General features: G+C 72.4%; 14 protein-coding genes. 7 read left to right on the forward strand and 7 right to left on the reverse strand.

The annotated features are described in order from the left end of the window. The first annotated feature begins 8 nt into the window (after nt 1-8). From ACODT5_RS18855 to melC2, 4 genes are all read left to right on the forward strand, one after another. Nucleotides 9-707, forward strand: coding sequence for a response regulator transcription factor (locus ACODT5_RS18855; RefSeq protein ID WP_422520472.1), 699 nt, complete (start codon nt 9-11; stop codon nt 705-707). A gap of 38 nt (nt 708-745) precedes the next feature. Further along, nucleotides 746-2173, forward strand: a complete 1428-nt coding sequence (locus ACODT5_RS18860; RefSeq protein ID WP_422520473.1) for a sensor histidine kinase — start codon at nt 746-748, stop codon at nt 2171-2173. Nucleotides 2174-2363: 190 nt separating this feature from the next. After that, entirely contained in the window at nt 2364-2783 is a 420-nt protein-coding gene (melC1, locus tag ACODT5_RS18865) for an apotyrosinase chaperone MelC1 (RefSeq protein ID WP_422520474.1), read from the forward strand. Continuing rightward, entirely contained in the window at nt 2780-3643 is an 864-nt protein-coding gene (gene melC2 / locus ACODT5_RS18870; protein WP_422520475.1) for a tyrosinase MelC2, read from the forward strand. The genes melC1 and melC2 overlap by 4 nt, the downstream gene beginning before the upstream one ends. Here the strand turns inward: melC2 and ACODT5_RS18875 are convergent. Together ACODT5_RS18875 and ACODT5_RS18880 are read right to left on the reverse strand one after the other, a co-directional pair. Further along, nucleotides 3583-4305, reverse strand: coding sequence for a response regulator (locus ACODT5_RS18875; RefSeq protein WP_422520476.1), 723 nt, complete (start codon nt 4303-4305; stop codon nt 3583-3585). The genes melC2 and ACODT5_RS18875 overlap by 61 nt on opposite strands. Beyond that, nucleotides 4302-5942 carry a sensor histidine kinase gene (locus ACODT5_RS18880; RefSeq protein ID WP_422520477.1) on the reverse strand — a complete coding sequence of 547 codons (1641 nt, stop codon included), beginning with the start codon at nt 5940-5942 and terminating at the stop codon, nt 4302-4304. The genes ACODT5_RS18875 and ACODT5_RS18880 overlap by 4 nt, the downstream gene beginning before the upstream one ends. 126 nt (nt 5943-6068) lie before the next feature. Here ACODT5_RS18880 and ACODT5_RS18885 point away from each other — a divergent pair, with 126 nt between their 5' ends. Next, entirely contained in the window at nt 6069-7421 is a 1353-nt protein-coding gene (locus ACODT5_RS18885; RefSeq protein WP_422520478.1) for a cation:dicarboxylate symporter family transporter, read from the forward strand. A 228-nt stretch (nt 7422-7649) separates the two neighbouring features. Next, a complete protein-coding gene (locus ACODT5_RS18890) occupies nt 7650-9458 on the forward strand; it encodes a S8 family serine peptidase (RefSeq protein WP_422520479.1) in 1809 nt (602 codons plus the stop codon). An 86-nt stretch (nt 9459-9544) separates the two neighbouring features. Here the strand turns inward: ACODT5_RS18890 and ACODT5_RS18895 are convergent, their stop codons facing one another. The 4 genes from ACODT5_RS18895 to ACODT5_RS18910 form a co-directional block, all read right to left on the reverse strand. Beyond that, nucleotides 9545-10237, reverse strand: coding sequence for a (2Fe-2S)-binding protein (locus tag ACODT5_RS18895; RefSeq protein ID WP_422520480.1), 693 nt, complete (start codon nt 10235-10237; stop codon nt 9545-9547). 1 nt (nt 10238) lies between these two features. After that, nucleotides 10239-10811 (reverse strand): hypothetical protein, encoded by a 573-nt coding sequence (locus tag ACODT5_RS18900; RefSeq protein WP_422520481.1) that lies wholly within the window; start codon nt 10809-10811, stop codon nt 10239-10241. A gap of 122 nt (nt 10812-10933) precedes the next feature. Next, nucleotides 10934-11986 carry an SIS domain-containing protein gene (locus ACODT5_RS18905; RefSeq protein ID WP_422520482.1) on the reverse strand — a complete coding sequence of 351 codons (1053 nt, stop codon included), beginning with the start codon at nt 11984-11986 and terminating at the stop codon, nt 10934-10936. A gap of 136 nt (nt 11987-12122) precedes the next feature. After that, on the reverse strand, nt 12123-13376 hold the full coding sequence (locus ACODT5_RS18910; RefSeq protein ID WP_422520483.1) for a PTS transporter subunit EIIC: 1254 nt from the start codon (nt 13374-13376) through the stop codon (nt 12123-12125). Between the two features lie 208 nt (nt 13377-13584). On the opposite strand from ACODT5_RS18910, the gene ACODT5_RS18915 reads away from it, so the two are divergent. Then, nucleotides 13585-14352: a GntR family transcriptional regulator gene (locus ACODT5_RS18915; RefSeq protein WP_422520484.1), complete on the forward strand. Its 768-nt coding sequence runs from the start codon at nt 13585-13587 to the stop codon at nt 14350-14352. 112 nt (nt 14353-14464) lie between these two features. Here the strand turns inward: ACODT5_RS18915 and ACODT5_RS18920 are convergent, their stop codons facing one another. After that, the gene (locus ACODT5_RS18920) at nt 14465-15271 is read right to left on the reverse strand and encodes an alpha/beta fold hydrolase (protein WP_422520485.1); all 807 of its coding nucleotides are present in this window, start codon (nt 15269-15271) and stop codon (nt 14465-14467) included. Nucleotides 15272-15369 lie beyond the last annotated feature (98 nt).

Genomic DNA, 15369 nt, shown 5'->3' on the forward strand with positions numbered 1-15369 from the left:
TCCGGACAATGAGCAGCATATTGATCGTCGAGGACGAGGTCTCCCTGACCTCCGTCCTGCGCCGCGGATTCGAGGCCGAGGGGCTCCGGGTCGACGTGGCCCACGACGGGCACGAGGGCCTGCGGCTCGCCCTCACCGACGCCTACGACGCGATCGTCCTCGACGTGATGCTGCCGGGCCTCGACGGACACCGGGTGTGCCGGACCGTACGGGCCGCCGGGCTCTGGACCCCGATCCTGATGCTGACCGCCAGGGACAGCGAGTACGACGAGGCCGAGGGCCTCGACACCGGCGCCGACGACTACCTCACGAAGCCCTTTTCCTATCTGGTGCTCCAGGCCCGCCTGCGCGCCCTGCTGCGCCGCGGGGGCGCCGCCCGGCCGGCCGTCGTGGAGGCGGGCGACCTCGTACTGGAGCCCGGGAGCAAGCGGTGCACGCGGGCCGGGGCCGAGATCCCGCTCACCGCCAAGGAATTCGACCTCCTCGCGGTGCTCGCGCGGCGGCCGGGGGTCGCCGTCTCCAAGGGCGCGCTGCTGGAGGAGGTCTGGGACCTGCCGGCCGACAGCGATCCGAACGTGGTGGAGGTGCACGTGAGCGCGTTGCGCCGCAAGCTCCAGGGCCCCTTCGGGGACACCGCCCAACCGCTGCTGCACACCGCCCGCGGGATCGGCTACCGGCTCGTTCCGCAGCCCGCCGCGACCCCGTGAAGCGCCTCCCGCCGCGATCGCGGCCCCGGCTCCCCGGGGTGCGGCTCCCGCTCGGCCCGGTCCGCGTCAGGACCACCCTCGGCGCCGTCGCCATCGTCACCGTCGCACTGCTCGCCGCCTGCGCGGGCCTGCTGGGCGTGATCCGCCACGGACTGGTCGGCTCCGCCGAGCGCACCGCGCTGACCCGTGCCGAGGCCGTCGCCGGGGTGACCGGATCGGGGCGGCTCATCGACCGCCTCGCCGTACCCGAGGGCGAGGACAGCCTGCTCCAAGTGGTCACCGACGACGGCCGGATCCTCGCCGCGAGCCACAACCTGGCCGGACGCGGCCCCGTGGCCTCCCTCGAGCCCGCCGACGGCCGCGACTCGGCCGCGCGCAGCCTGGACCTGGCACTGCGCCCCGATCCCCGGCCCCACCCCTTCCGGCTCGTCGCCGTCCGGGCGGCGACCGCCGACGGGGCGGGAGCCACCGTGTACGCCGGCACCAGCCTGGAGACCGCCCGGTACACCCAGGACCTGATCCTGCGCTCCATGGTCCCCGGCATCCCGCTGCTGCTCCTCCTCGTGGCCGCCGTCACCTGGCGCTCCACCGGCCGGGCACTGCGTCCGGTGGAGGCGATCCGCACCGAGGTCGCGGAGATCACCGAGCGGGACCTGGGCCGCCGGGTGCCGGTCCCGGCCTCGCGCGACGAGGTCGCCCGGCTCTCCCGGACGGTGAACTCCACCCTGGACCGGCTGGAGGAGTCCATGGACCGTCAGCGCCGGTTCGTCGCCGACGCCTCGCACGAGCTGCGCAATCCCATCGCCGCGCTGCGCGCCCACGTGGAGGTGGGGATCGCCCATCCGCGGCTCCTGCACGGCGGAGAGCTGCTGGACGACGTGATCCGGGTACAGCAGCTCGCGGACGACCTGCTGGTGCTGGCCCGCCTCGACGCGGGCCAGTCGCCCGAGCGGACCCCCCTCGATCTCCGCGAGCTCGTACGGGACACCGCGGCCCGGCGCCCCGAAGGGCGGGTGCCGGTGTCGGTGTCGGTGTCGGCGGAGACGGCCGGACCGGCCCAGGTCCGCGGCAACCGGGGGCAGTTGGCCCGGGTGCTGGACAACCTCCTGGACAACGCCCAGCGGCACGCCCGCGAGGCCGTCACGGTGACCGTCACCGCCGAGCCCGGCGGGTCCGGCAGGTCCAGCGAGTCCGGCAGGCCCTGCAGGCCCGGCGAGTCCGGCGGACCCGCCGGGGTCCTCCTGGAGGTCCGCGACGACGGCGCCGGGGTCCCCGAGGCCGACCGGGAGCGGATCTTCACCCGCTTCACCCGGCTCGACGCCTCGCGCAGCCGGGACGCGGGCGGGACCGGGCTCGGGCTGGCCATCGCGCGGGACATCGCCTCGGCGCACGGCGGCACGCTGAGCGCCGGACCGGGCCCCGGAGGGCGGTTCCAGCTGCGGCTTCCGGCCGACTCTGCGGTGTGATCCCTCCCATACCCACCCCGCAGCGCCGCAGGATTTCCCGTCAGTTAAGCTTTTTCACACAGGTCTTCCCGTCCGGGCCGCTGGAGCCAGTCCGGACGGGAAGATCATCCAACTGGTTCGACCGGCAACTTATCCGCGCATGTCCGGATAGCGGCCCCCTGTTCTCCGCGCCCTGATACCTCTTCGGGCCATGAACAAGATCACCCGCCGACAGGCCTTAGGCACCACTGCCGGCGCACTCACCGCCATCGGCCTCGCCGGCGCCACCGCGCATGCGGCCGTCACCCGATCCCGTCCCGCCGCACCCGCCACCCCCGCGGGCACCGTCGACGAGGTCTACCAGGGCCGCCGCATACGGATACTCCCCGCCTCGGGCGGCGGGGACGACCACGGCGGCCACCACGGCGGCCACCACGGCGGCCACCAGTCCCCCGGCCAGCCGACCGTCCTCATAGACGGCCGCGAACTGCACGTGATGCGCAACGCCGACGGCAGTTGGATCAGCGTCGTCAACCACTACGAGACCTTCTCCGGCCCGCTCCCGCTCGCCCGCGCCGCCGTGCGCGAACTCCAGGGCGCCTCCCTCGTCCCGATGGGCGGCATGCGATGACCATCCGCAAGAACCAGGCCTCGCTCACCCCCGAGGAGAAGCGGGCGTTCGTCGCGGCGCTCCTCGAGCTGAAGCGGACCGGCCGCTACGACCGCTTCGTCACCACGCACAACGGCTTCATCATGGGCGACACCGACTCGGGCGACCGGGTGGGCCACCGCTCCCCCTCCTTCCTGCCCTGGCACCGCCGGTTTCTGCTGGAGTTCGAGGCGGCACTACAAGCGGTCGATCCGGCGGTGGCCCTTCCGTACTGGGACTGGACGGCCGACCGGACCGCCCGCTCCTCCCTCTGGGCCGCCGACTTCCTCGGCGGCACCGGGCGGGCGCGCGACGGGCAGGTCCTCGACGGACCCTTCGCGTTCGCGACGGGCAAGTGGGAGATAGCCGTACGGGTGGACGGCCGCTCCTACCTGCGGCGCGCGCTCGGCACCGGCGTGGCCCAGCTGCCCACCAGGGCCGAGGTGGACTCCGTCCTCGCGATGCCGGTCTACGACGCGGCTCCCTGGAACAGCTCCTCCGGCGGTTTCCGCAACCACCTCGAGGGCTGGCGCGGGGCCAACCTGCACAACCGGGTGCACGTGTGGGTGGGCGGCCAGATGGCCACCGGGGTCTCCCCCAACGACCCGGTGTTCTGGATGCACCACGCCTTCATCGACAAGCTGTGGGCCGACTGGCAGGCGCTGCACCCGCAGTCGCCGTACCTGCCCGCCGCCGGCACCCCGAACGTCGTGGACCTGAACGACACCATGCGGCCGTGGAACGACGTGACCCCGGCCGACATGCTGGACCACCGGAAGTTCTACACGTTCGACACCGAGCCGGTCCCCGCCCCGGCCGGGGCCGCCGCCAGCCAGCGGTAGTGCAGTTCGGGGCGGCCGACCTGGCCGTACCGGGGGGTGCGGTCCGCGCGGCCGGTGTCCACCAGGTGCTCCAGGTACCGGCGGGCGGTGATCCGGGAGATTCCGGCCGCCTCGGCCGTCCCGCCCGCGGTCAGCCCCTCGGGGGCAGCCCGCAGCAGCGCGGCGACCCGGTCCAGGGTCGGGCCGCCGATCCCCTTGGGGAGTTCGGCCGGCCGGGGTGAGCGCAGGGCCGCCATCGCGCGGTCCACGTCGTCCTGGCCGGCCGCCTCGCCCGCCGCGGTGTCGCGGAACTCCGCGTAGCGCAGGAGCCGTTCGCGCAGGGTGGGGAAGGCGAAGGGCTTCAGTACGTACTGCACCACCCCGAGCGAAACGCTCTCGCGGACGACCCCCAGGTCCCGTGCCGAGGTCACCACGATCACGTCGGCGGGGTGGCCCGCGGCCCGCAGGCCGCGCGCGAAGCGCAGCCCGTGGCCGTCGGGCAGGGTCAGGTCGAGCAGCAGCAAGTCGATCCGGGTCCGTTCCAGGACGCGGGTGGCCTCGGCGAGCGAGTGGACCGCCGCGACGGCGGTGAAGCCGGGCACCCGCCCGACGTACAGCGCGTGCGCGTCGGCGGCCACCGGGTCGTCCTCGACGACGAGGACCCGCACCTCGGGTGTGCTCATGCGTCCACCTCCCTGCGCGCCGGCAGCCGTACGGTGAACCGCGCGCCACCGTCCGGCAGTTGGTCCGCGTCCGCGCTGCCGCCGTGCCGGTGCGCCACCTGCCGCACCAGCGCGAGGCCCAGACCCCGCCCCTCACCCTTGCCCGACCAGCCGCGCCGGAACACGTCCGCCCCCTCGGGAAGTCCGGGGCCGTTGTCGGCGACGCTGAGCAGCAGGCCCTGCCCGTGGGGGCCGGCCGGGCCGTCGGGGCGGACGGTGACGGAGATCCGGCCGCCGGGTACGCCGGTGAGGGCGTCGACGGCGTTGTCGACGAGGTTCCCGAGGACGGTGACGAGGTCCCGGGCGGGCGGGCCGCCGGACCCGGAGCCGATGGCTTCGCTGTCCGGGGTGACGACCAGCTCGACCCCCCGTTCGTGGGCCTGGGCGGCCTTGCCGAGCAGCAGGGCGACGAGCACGGGCTCGCCGACGGCGGCGATCACCTCGTCGGTCAGGGCCTGGGCCAGGGACAGTTCGGCGGTGGCGAAGTCCACCGCCTCCGGGCTGCGGCCGAGTTCGATGAGCGAGACCACGGTGTGCAGCCGGTTGGCCGCCTCGTGGGCCTGCGCCCGCAGTGCCCGGGTGAATCCGCGCTCCTGGTCCAGTTCCCCGGTCAGCGAGAGCAGTTCGGTGTGGTCGCGCAAGGTGACGACGGTGCCCCGGCGGCCGCCGCCGGCGACGGGCGCGCTGTTGAGCACGAGCACCCGGTCCACGGTCAGGTGGACCTCGTCCACCCGGGGCCGGTCGGAGAGCAGTGCCCCGGTGAGCGGGGCGGGCAGCCCGAGGTCGGCGACCGCGGTCCCCTTGATCTTCCCGCGCAGGCCGAGGAGTTCGCGGCCCGCGTCGTTGACGAGGGTGATCCTGCGCCGGCCGTCGAGCATCAGCAGGCCTTCGCGGACCCCGTGCAGGGCCGCCTGGTGGTAGTCGTACATCCGGCTCAGCTCGGCCGCGTTCATCCCGTGGGTGTGGCGGCGCAGCCGGGCGTTGATGACGTAGGTGCCCGCCCCGCCGAGGGCGAGGGCCCCGCCGGCCACCCAGGCGACGGCGGAGAGCCGCTCGGCCAGGCGGGCGCTGACCGCGCGGACGGTGATGCCGGCGGAGACCATGCCGATGACCCGGCCGTCGCCGGTGATCGGGGTGACCACGCGGATGGAGGGGCCGAGGGTGCCGGTGTAGGTCTCGCTGAAGGTCTCGCCCCGCAGCGCGGGGGCGGTGTTGCCGAGGAAGGGTTCGCCGATGCGCATCGGGTCGGGGTGGGTCCAGCGCCGCCCGTCCGGAGCCATGATCGTCACGAAGTCCACGCCCGCCTCGACCCGGACCCGCTCCGCGTAGGGCTGCAGGGCCGCGGTGGGTCCGCCGGGGTCACCGGCCCCGCGCCCGGTTTCCCGCAGGGCCTGCTGCGCCGCGTCCCGCACCGACGGGGAGGCGGCGACCGCACGGGCCACCGCCCCGGTCTGGCGCCGGGCGGCTTCCTCCGCCTGGTCCCGGGCGGCCGCGTACGCGAAGACGGTGCAACCGGCGACGACCACGGCGACCAGCACCACCTGCATGGCGAAGAGCTGACCTGCGAGGCTGCGCGGCGGCCGGGGGAAGCGGAACATGGCGATCAGTGTGCACCGGGGCGTGAACTCTATGAACGCAAGGGTGACCGGTGTCACAGCGGCGGGCCATGGTCTCTCCGGACGCCTTCGCCATCAGGGAGGCGAAGGGCACTACCAGGAGGCATCGTGGCCGCCAGGCGCGACAAGACGCATTATCTGTACATCGCGGTGATCGGCGCGGTGCTGCTCGGCATCGCCGTCGGGTTCGCCGCCCCCGGCACCGCCGTGGAGCTCAAGCCGCTGGGCACCGGGTTCGTCAACCTCATCAAGATGATGATCTCGCCGGTCATCTTCTGCACGATCGTGCTGGGCATCGGTTCGGTGCGCAAGGCCGCCAAGGTCGGCGCGGTCGGCGGACTGGCACTCGGCTACTTCATGGTGATGTCCACGGTGGCGCTGGCCATCGGGCTGCTCGTGGGCAACCTGCTGGAGCCGGGCAGCGGGCTGCACCTGACCGAGGCGGCCCGGAGCGCCGGCGAGGCCCAGGCCAAGGCGGGCGGCGGCGAGAGCACGCCCGAGTTCCTGCTGGGGATCATCCCGACCACGCTGGTGTCGGCCTTCACCGGGGGCGAGGTGCTGCAGACGCTGCTGGTGGCGCTGCTCTGCGGGTTCGCGCTCCAGGCCATGGGCGCGGCGGGCGAACCGGTGCTGCGCGGGATCGGGCACGTGCAGAAGCTGGTCTTCCGGGTGCTCGCGATGATCATGTGGGCGGCGCCGGTGGGTGCGTTCGGCGCGATCGCGGCGGTGGTCGGGGCGACCGGAATGGACGCGCTGAAGTCCCTCGCGGTCATCATGATCGGCTTCTACACCACCTGCCTCCTCTTCGTCTTCGTGGTCCTGGGCACGCTGTTGCGGCTGTGTACGGGGATCAGCGTCTTCGCCCTGCTGCGCTACCTGGGCCGGGAGTTCCTGCTGATCCTGTCCACCTCCTCCTCGGAGTCGGCGCTGCCCCGGCTGATCGCGAAGATGGAACACGTGGGCGTCTCGCGGCCGGTGGTGGGCATCACGGTGCCGACGGGCTATTCGTTCAACCTGGACGGGACCGCGATCTATCTGACGATGTCCTCGCTCTTCGTCGCGGAGGCGATGGGCACGCCCCTGGCGCTGGGCGAGCAGGTCTCCCTGCTGCTGTTCATGATCATCGCTTCGAAGGGTGCGGCCGGGGTGACGGGCGCGGGTCTGGCCACGCTGGCCGGAGGACTCCAGTCGCACCGGCCGGAACTCGTCGACGGCGTCGGCCTGATCGTGGGCATCGACCGGTTCATGAGCGAGGCGAGGGCCCTGACGAACTTCGCGGGCAACGCGATCGCCACCGTACTGATCGGCACCTGGACCAAGGAGTTCGACCGGGTCCGGGCGACCGAAGTCCTCGCGGGACGACTGCCGTTCGACGAGAGCACGCTCACCGACGACGGGCACGACCAGGAAGCGGCCGTACCCGCACAGCCGGGCGGCGCCAAGGACGGCGTACCCGTCTGACGGGAACGCCCCGCGAACCGGCCGGGCAGGGCTCGCCCCCACGGTGCCCAGCCCGGCCGGCCCCAACACCTCGGGCGAGAGTCGATTTCCAGCCAAGATCAGTTGAACCGTCTAGCTGCAAAAGGTACTTCCATATCGGGGCACGCTTCTGACATCTTGCGTCCACCACTCGTTTCGTACGGACCGGTAGGTGCCACCCGCACCGCAGGACCGTCTTCGGAGGACGCATTGATACCCCACATATCCAGCCGACCTCGACGCACCCTCGTACTGGCGGCCGCCCTGGGCGCCCTGGCCCTCGGAGCACCGACCGCGCTCGCCGGCACGGCGCCCGTCTCCCCGGCCGGCATTCCCGAGGCCTCCGCACCCGCCAAGGCCCAGGCCCCGGCGCCGACTTCCCAGAGTGCGACCTGGGCTGCCGGCACCCGTGCCTACGTAGTGATCACCGCCGCCGGTGACAGCTCCGCGGTCCGTTCCGCCGTCACGGCGAACGGCGGCACGGTCTTCTCGTACTACGACCAGATCGGCGTGATCGTCGCCCACTCGACCTCCTCGACCTTCGCCGCCACCCTGCGCGGGGTCAGCGGGGTCCAGAAGGTCGGCGCGACGCGCACCTCGGACGTACCGGCCGACGCCTACAACCCGGCGCTGCCCGCGAACCCGTCCCAGTCGACGACTCCCGCGGGCGAGCCCGCACGCGCCGACATGACCCAGATCAAGGCCGACCAGGCCTGGGCCGTGAACACCGGCTCCGCCTCCGTCAAGGTCGGCATCCTGGACACCGGCGTCGACGACCAGCACCAGGACCTGGCGCCGAACTTCAACGCCGCCGACTCCGCCTCCTGCGCCTACGGCAAGCCGGACACCCGGGTCGGTGCCTGGCGTGACGTGGGCACCCACGGCACGCACGTGGCCGGCTCCGTGGCAGCCGCCAAGAACGGCAAGGGCGTCATCGGCGTGGCCCCGGGCGTGAAGATCTCCTCGGTCCGCGTGGCCGAGCCGGGCACCTCGCTGTTCTTCGCGGAGAACACCATCTGCGCCTTCGTGTGGTCCGGCGACCACGGGTTCAAGGTCACCAACAACAGCTATTACACGGACCCGTGGCAGTTCAACTGCCCGGACAACGTCGACCAGGCCGCGATCATCGAGGGCGTCAAGCGCGCCCAGGAGTACGCGGAGAGCAAGGGCTCGCTCCAGGTCGCCGCGGCGGGCAACGAGAACTACGACCTCGCCAACAAGACCACGGACTCGGCGAGCCCCAACGACTCGACGCCGACCACCCGGACCATCACCAACGCCTGCCTCGACATCCCGACCGAGCTCCCGGGCGTGGTCACGGTCGCGGCCAACGGCACCGGAACCACCAAGGCCTCGTTCTCCAACTTCGGCCAGGGCGTCATCGACGTCGCGGCGCCGGGCAGCAGCGTCTACTCCACCGTGCCGGGCGGCGGCTACAGCTCCATGAGCGGTACGTCGATGGCCTCCCCGCACGTCGCGGGCGTCGCGGCGCTCATCGCCAGCGCCAACCCGACCTTCACCCCGGCGCAGATCCGCACCGCGCTGGGCACCCAGGCCAACGACGTCGCCTGCCCGTCGGACAGCCGCTGCAAGGGGACCACGGCCAACAACGGGTTCTTCGGCGAGGGCCAGGTCGACGCGCTGAAGGCGGTCGGCGGCTCGACCCCGCCGCCCACCGGCAAGTACTTCGAGAACCTCACCGATGTCACCGTCCCGGACAACACGACCGTGAACAGCGCCATCACCGTGAGCGGGGTGACCGGCAACGCGCCGACCACCCTCAAGGTGGGCGTGGACATCAAGCACACCTACATCGGTGACCTCAAGGTCGACCTCGTGGCCCCGGACGGTTCGGTCTACGTCCTGCACAACCGGACCGGCGGCAGCGCGGACAACATCGTCCAGACCTTCACCGTCAACGCCTCCTCCGAGGTGGCCAACGGCGTCTGGACGCTGCGCGTGAACGACAACGCCAGCCAGGACACGGGCAAGATCGACGCCTGGAACCTGACCTTCTGATCCCCGGGCCCTCCGGCCTTCCGATCAGTGGCACCAGGGGGGCCACCGGGGAGCGGCACGACCGCTCCCCGGTGGCCCCTCGCCGTTCACCTGGTCCGCAGGACGCAGTCCCCGCAGAGCCCGCCGCCCGGCACCTTGTAGTACAGGCAGCAGCTGCGGCGCACGAAGGCAACCCCGAGGCCGGGTTCGTGGACATAGGTGCCGGTCCCGCCGAGCGGCCCGCCGTCGGCCAGGAGCTCCGCGGCCAGCAGCGCCGCCGCCTCCCCCGGCACCCGGTCCGTGAGCACCCGGACGGCCCCGACCAGCCCGGAGGCCGCGTTGCCGCGCAGCACCCGCGGCGAGACGCCGAAGCGCTCGCGCAGCGCGGTGTCGAGCACCGCGAGGTTGCCGAGCACGGTGTCCGCGAGGGCCCGCGCCTGGGTTTCCCCGGGGAGTTCGGCGGGGAGTTCGGCGGGCTCGGGCAGCCACAGCTCCAGCGAGCCCGCGCCGGGCAGCCGCCACCACAGGCCGCCGGGTCCGAGGTCCGGGACCCGTCCGGAGAGCACGGCGCAGCCGAGCCCGAGCGACCAGAGCCGCGAGGCGATCCCGAACTGCGCGGTCGAAGCCGCCACCCGCCCTGGCCCGCTCCCGATCCGCCGGCCGACCTCGCCCACGTAGGCCCCGAGCTGCTCCCCGTACAGCTCGTCGAGCGGCCGGAAGCCGGGGCCGGGCGGCTCCTTCCCGTACGCCACGGTGAAGAAGGGGCCGACGGAGCCCAACTGGCGCAGTACGCCCTCCACCTCAGGCCCCGTAGCCGTCGTCGGGGCGGAAGCCGGCGGGATCCGGGCAGGCGTGGTCGCACAGGACGGCCGTCGAGGCCTTGTAGAGCACCCAGTCCGCCCCCTTCGCCGCCTGCGGCCCCTCCGGGCGCCCGTCGTCGTCCCCGGCTGGCGGGGCGAAGAGGAAACCGGTCATGGCCCCGGGCGTGGGCTCGGTGACCAGGGTCCGCTGGTCCGGCAGGTTCGCGTACGTCAGCGTTTGCCACACCAGACCGGCCCGGGTGAACGCGGCGGTGAGCTCCGGCTCGGTGACCCTGGTGCGCACGGTGTACGCCGCGTCCCGGCCGGTCCCCTGCACCTCCAGCTCCGCATGCCATGCGGGGACGTACATCCGCTCCAGCAGCCGGCATTCGCAGAAGACGATCTGGAGGTCGCCGTAGCAGTACCAGTGCGGCCAGGGACTCTCCTCGTCCACCCGGTCCGACCATTCGGGCTCGCCCTTCGCCGCCACCAGGTCGTAGAGGTGCGCGCCCACATGGAAGTCGCCGAGGCGGCCGGTGGCCGCGAAGCGGGTCAGTTCCGTCACGAAGTCCATCCCCGGATGATCTCAGGTACGCCGAACCCCACGGCCCGCGGGATCCGGAGGATCCGGAGGATCCGGAGGATCCGCGGGCCGTGGGGATGGGGGTGGGGCTGGGTCCGGGCCGGGGCCGGGGCTCAGGCCTGGGTGAAGGCCGCGACCTCGAAGTCGGACATGTCGAGGCCGCCCTGCTTGGTGTCGTCGTTGGCGAAGACGAAGGACTCGATCGGGACGTCCCGCTCGGCGCTGAGCTGGGCGACCAGCTCCTGCAGGACCACCGTCTCCAGGACCACCCGGACCGCGTCCGCGACCTCGGGCAGGCGGACGACCGACAGGCTGTCCGCCGGCTCCACCTCGGCCGTGGTCATGAGCAGCGTGAGGTGGCCCGCGCCCGCCAGCGAGCGGGCCAGCTCGATCTCGCGGCCGTCGCCGTAGACGAGGTGGAGGGTGTTGCCCGCCGACTCCATCTCGCCGTGCAGGTAGTTGCGGGTCGCCGAGTGCGCCGCGGTCATCCGCACGACCTCGCGCAGCAGCAGCGAGCCCTCCTCGGCGGAGGCCCGGGAGGCCCCGGCCGCCACGCCGTCGGAGGCGATGCAGCGGGCGCCGCGCTCCCGCAGGCCCGCCACGATCTCAGTGGCCTGCGTGTGGATCGCAGTGGTCTGCTCGGCGATCTCGCCCCACGGGTCGCCGTCGCGGCCCGCGACGGCACCGGCGATCAGGTCGAGGGCCACGATGGTGCCGGTGTAGCCGATGGTCGAGGCGTACGAGTCGGGCTCGTTGCCGAGGTCCACGGTGAGGTCGGCGAGGTCGCCGAGCGGCGAGGGGACCACGTTGAGCAGCGCGGTCTTCGTGATGCCGGGGGCCGCGCACTCGAAGGCGGCGATGGTCTCGGAGCTGCGGCCGCCCTGGGAGACGGCGATCAGGCAGTCGGTGTCGAAGCCGTCGGTGCCGTTCTCGATCTCGCTGGACAGCACGCGCTGGGTGACGATCCCGGCCTCGCGGAGCTGCTGTACGGGGACGGCGAGGGCGGCGTACGAGGCTCCGATGCCGGTGAACAGGGGGCGCTCGGCGGCGCGCAGCCCGGCGAGCTCCGGGGAGGCGAGCTGGGTGCGGACACGGTCGGCGATCCGGGCGAGGGCTGCGCCCTGGTCGGTCTGGCCTTCGAGGAACGTGATGCGGGATCCGGACATGGTGGGGGGTCCTTAGAGAAGTCTGGGGGTCGCCCGCCCCCGCCGTTTCGGGCGGGCGGGGGCGGGCGATCGTGCGGGGTGGTCGGCCGGAACGGGGCCGGGTGAGGCCGGGCCGGGCGGGGTTACCCGCTCGGGCTCAGACGGAGGCGTCGGCCTTGGAGAGCGGGTTGCCGTCCTCGTCGCGTTCACGGCCCGGGGTCGGGAGGTCGAACTTCACGATCGCCCAGCGGAAGAGCACGTAGTAGATGGCGGCGAAGGCCAGGCCGATCGGGATGAGCAGCCAGGGCTTGGTCGCGATGCCGAAGTTCACGATGTAGTCGATGGCGCCGGAGGAGAAGCCGAAGCCGTCGCGGATGCCGAGGGCGTAGCAGACGGCCATCGAGACGCCGAAGAGGAAGGCGTGGATCGCGTAGAGGAGCGGGGCCACGAACATGAAGGCGAACTCGATGGGCTCGGTCACGCCGGTGACGAAGGAGGTCAGCGCGACGGAGATCATCATGCCCTTGACCATGGCCCGGTTCTCGGGGCGCGCGGTGTGGGCGATGGCCATGGCGGCGGCCGGCAGGGCGAACATGTAGATCGGGAAGCCGCCGGTCATGAACTGACCCGCGGTCGGGTCGCCGGCCTGGAAGCGGAAGATGTCGCCGTGGACCAGGTCGCCGGTGGCCGGGTTGACGAAGGAGCCCGCCTCGAACCAGGGGAAGAACGAGAAGAAGTGGTGCATCCCGATCGGGATGAGGGCCCGGACGACGACGCCGAAGAGGCCCGCGCCCCAGGCGCCGGTGCCGACGAGCCACTCGCCGAAGTGGAAGAACCAGTTGCCGACGGTCGGCCAGACCACTCCGAATACCACGCCCATGCCGACGCCGGCGAAGGCGCTCAGGATCGGCACGAGCCGGCGGCCGCCGAAGAAGCCCAGCCAGTCGGGCAGCTTCTTGCGGCTGTAGCGCTGGTAGAGCAGTGCCACGACGAGGCCCATGACGATGCCGCCGAGCACCTTGGCGTCCAGCCGCTCGCCGTCCGCGCCTTCCGGGAAGGCCTTGCTGGCCAGTACGGCCTTGAAGACGAGGTAGCCGACCACGGCGGCCAGGCCGGTGGAGCCGTCGGACTTCTTGGCGAAGCCGACGGCCACGCCGACCGCGAAGAGCAGCGGCAGGTTCTCGAAGACCGTGGTTCCGGCGGCGGCCAGGACCATCGCGAGCTTCTGGATGATCATCGGGAAGTTCTCGCGGCCCAGCAGGTCGGCGCCGCCGAGGCGGGTCAGCAGGGCGGCCGCCGGCAGCGTGGCCACGGGCAGCATCAGGCTGCGGCCGATGCGCTGCATGACCGGCATGATCCGGCCCGGCTTCTTTCCGGCGGCCGGTGTGACCGCGGCGGTGGCCGTACTCATCTGGTGCTCCTCGTCGAGCGGGGTGGTGGGGACGACTCGAAGGTAACCAGTGGTTTTGGATTGGTCAACAGTGGTCTCTTGTGGTCTTTAAGGAAATATCAAGGTCGGGCCCTAAGTCCCGGCAGAGTCCCGACGGGCTCGCGACGACTCCCCCCACCCCGCGATCGGCAGCCGAGGCAAAGTGGTAGCAAGTGGTATGGTGTGATCCATGACCGACGACGCTGCCATCGCCGCCACCGCCTCGACCGCCCGTGCGGCCGATCCCCTGTGGACCCAGGCCGCGGACCGGATCCGCGAGGAGATCGCCCGTCGCGGACTGTCCGAGGGCAGCAAGCTGCCGCCCGAGCGCGAGCTGTGCACCCGGCTGGACGTCTCCCGCGTCACCCTGCGCCGCGCACTCGCCCACCTCGTCGATCAGGGCCTGGTCACCGCGTCCCACGGGCGCGGCTGGTTCGTCGCGGCACCGGTGGCGCCCACGCCCGCCCGCGAGTGGCCCAAGGACCTGGAGTCCTTCACCGCCACCGCGCGGCGCAAGCACATGCGTGCCAGCTCGGTGGTCCTGCGCCACGACACCGTCACCGCGTCCCTGGACGACGCCGACCGCCTCGACGTGCCCGCCGGCACCCCGCTGCTGCGCCTGGAGCGGGTCCGGCTGCTCAACGACGTGCGGATCGCCGTCGACCGCACCCTGGTCGTCTCCGACCTCGCGCCCGACCTCGCCCGTACGGACTTCCGCGAGACCTCCCTCTTCGAGGAACTGCGCCGCTGGGGCGTGGAACCCGACCGTGCCGAGGCGACCATCGAGGCGCGCAACGCCGACGGGGAGCTCGCCGGGCACCTGGGCATCGCCGAGGGCGCGCCGGTGCTCGTACTCGACCAGACGGTGTACACCAAGGACCAGCGGCCGCTGCTGCTGTCCACGGTGGAGTACAGCGGGGACCGCTACCGGCTGCGCACCACCCTGCAGACAGACTGACACCGGGCGTCCGGCGCCCGGTAGCCCCGTTCGTCACCCTCCGGACAGCCGAAAGCCCCGGCCGGGGTGGTCGTACGCCCGTCCGGGGCCAGGTGGCCGCGCGCGACGCCGGTCAGATTCCCTCGAGGAACTCCAGCAGCGCCCGGTTGAAGGCCTCCGGCTGTTCCACGCCCGGCAGGTGCCCGGCCCGCTCCACCACGGCGAGCACCGAGTGCGGGACCAGCGCGTGCAGGGACTCGGCCTCGGCGACCGGGGTGTAGACGTCGTCCCGGCCGACCACGATCAGGCAGGGCACCTCGGCCGGCAGCGCCGCGAGCACCGGGGCGTAGTCGGGCCGTTCGGCGCGCCCGCGCAGGGCGGCCGCCGCGCCCTCGGGGGCGGTCGCGCACATCATCCGGGTGACCTCGGCCGCCGCCTCCGGCATCCCGGTCACGTTGTACGGCGCGAGCATCTTGTCGATGACCTCGTCGGCATAGGGCTTCATTCCCTCCGCGAGGAGCCGTTCGGCAAGGTTCCGGCGGAAGGTTTTGCCCTCCTGCGTTTCCGGCGGAGAGGAGGTGTCGGAGAGAACGAGGGCCCGCACCCGGCCCGGGTGGCCGAGTCGCATCTCCATGGCGATCTGGCCGCCCATGGACACACCGCCGACGACCGCCTGTTCGACGCCCAGACGGTCGAGCAGATCAACCAGATCATCGGCGAAGTCCGCGAGCAGCGTTTTGCCCGGCAGCACCGGACTTTTCCCGTATCCCCGCAGGTCAGGGGTGATCACTCGGTAACCGGCCGTGGTCAGCGCCGCCACCTGGGGAGCCCACATCGAGTGGCGATGCGGATGTCCGTGGATCAGGATTACGGGGGCTCCGTGGCGGGGACCCAAGTCCTCAAAAAAGAGTGTCACGCCATTGCCAATTTGGGGGTTCATGAAAGGAGTCTAAGGAGCTACATTGAGCCACTCGCGTTCACCTGACAGCCCGTTGCCTTTCACTCGTGTTTTGCACGGGGGGCGACGTCAGGGACGCA

This window comes from Streptomyces tatrensis (assembly GCF_049310065.1).
Lineage (GTDB): Bacteria > Actinomycetota > Actinomycetes > Streptomycetales > Streptomycetaceae > Streptomyces.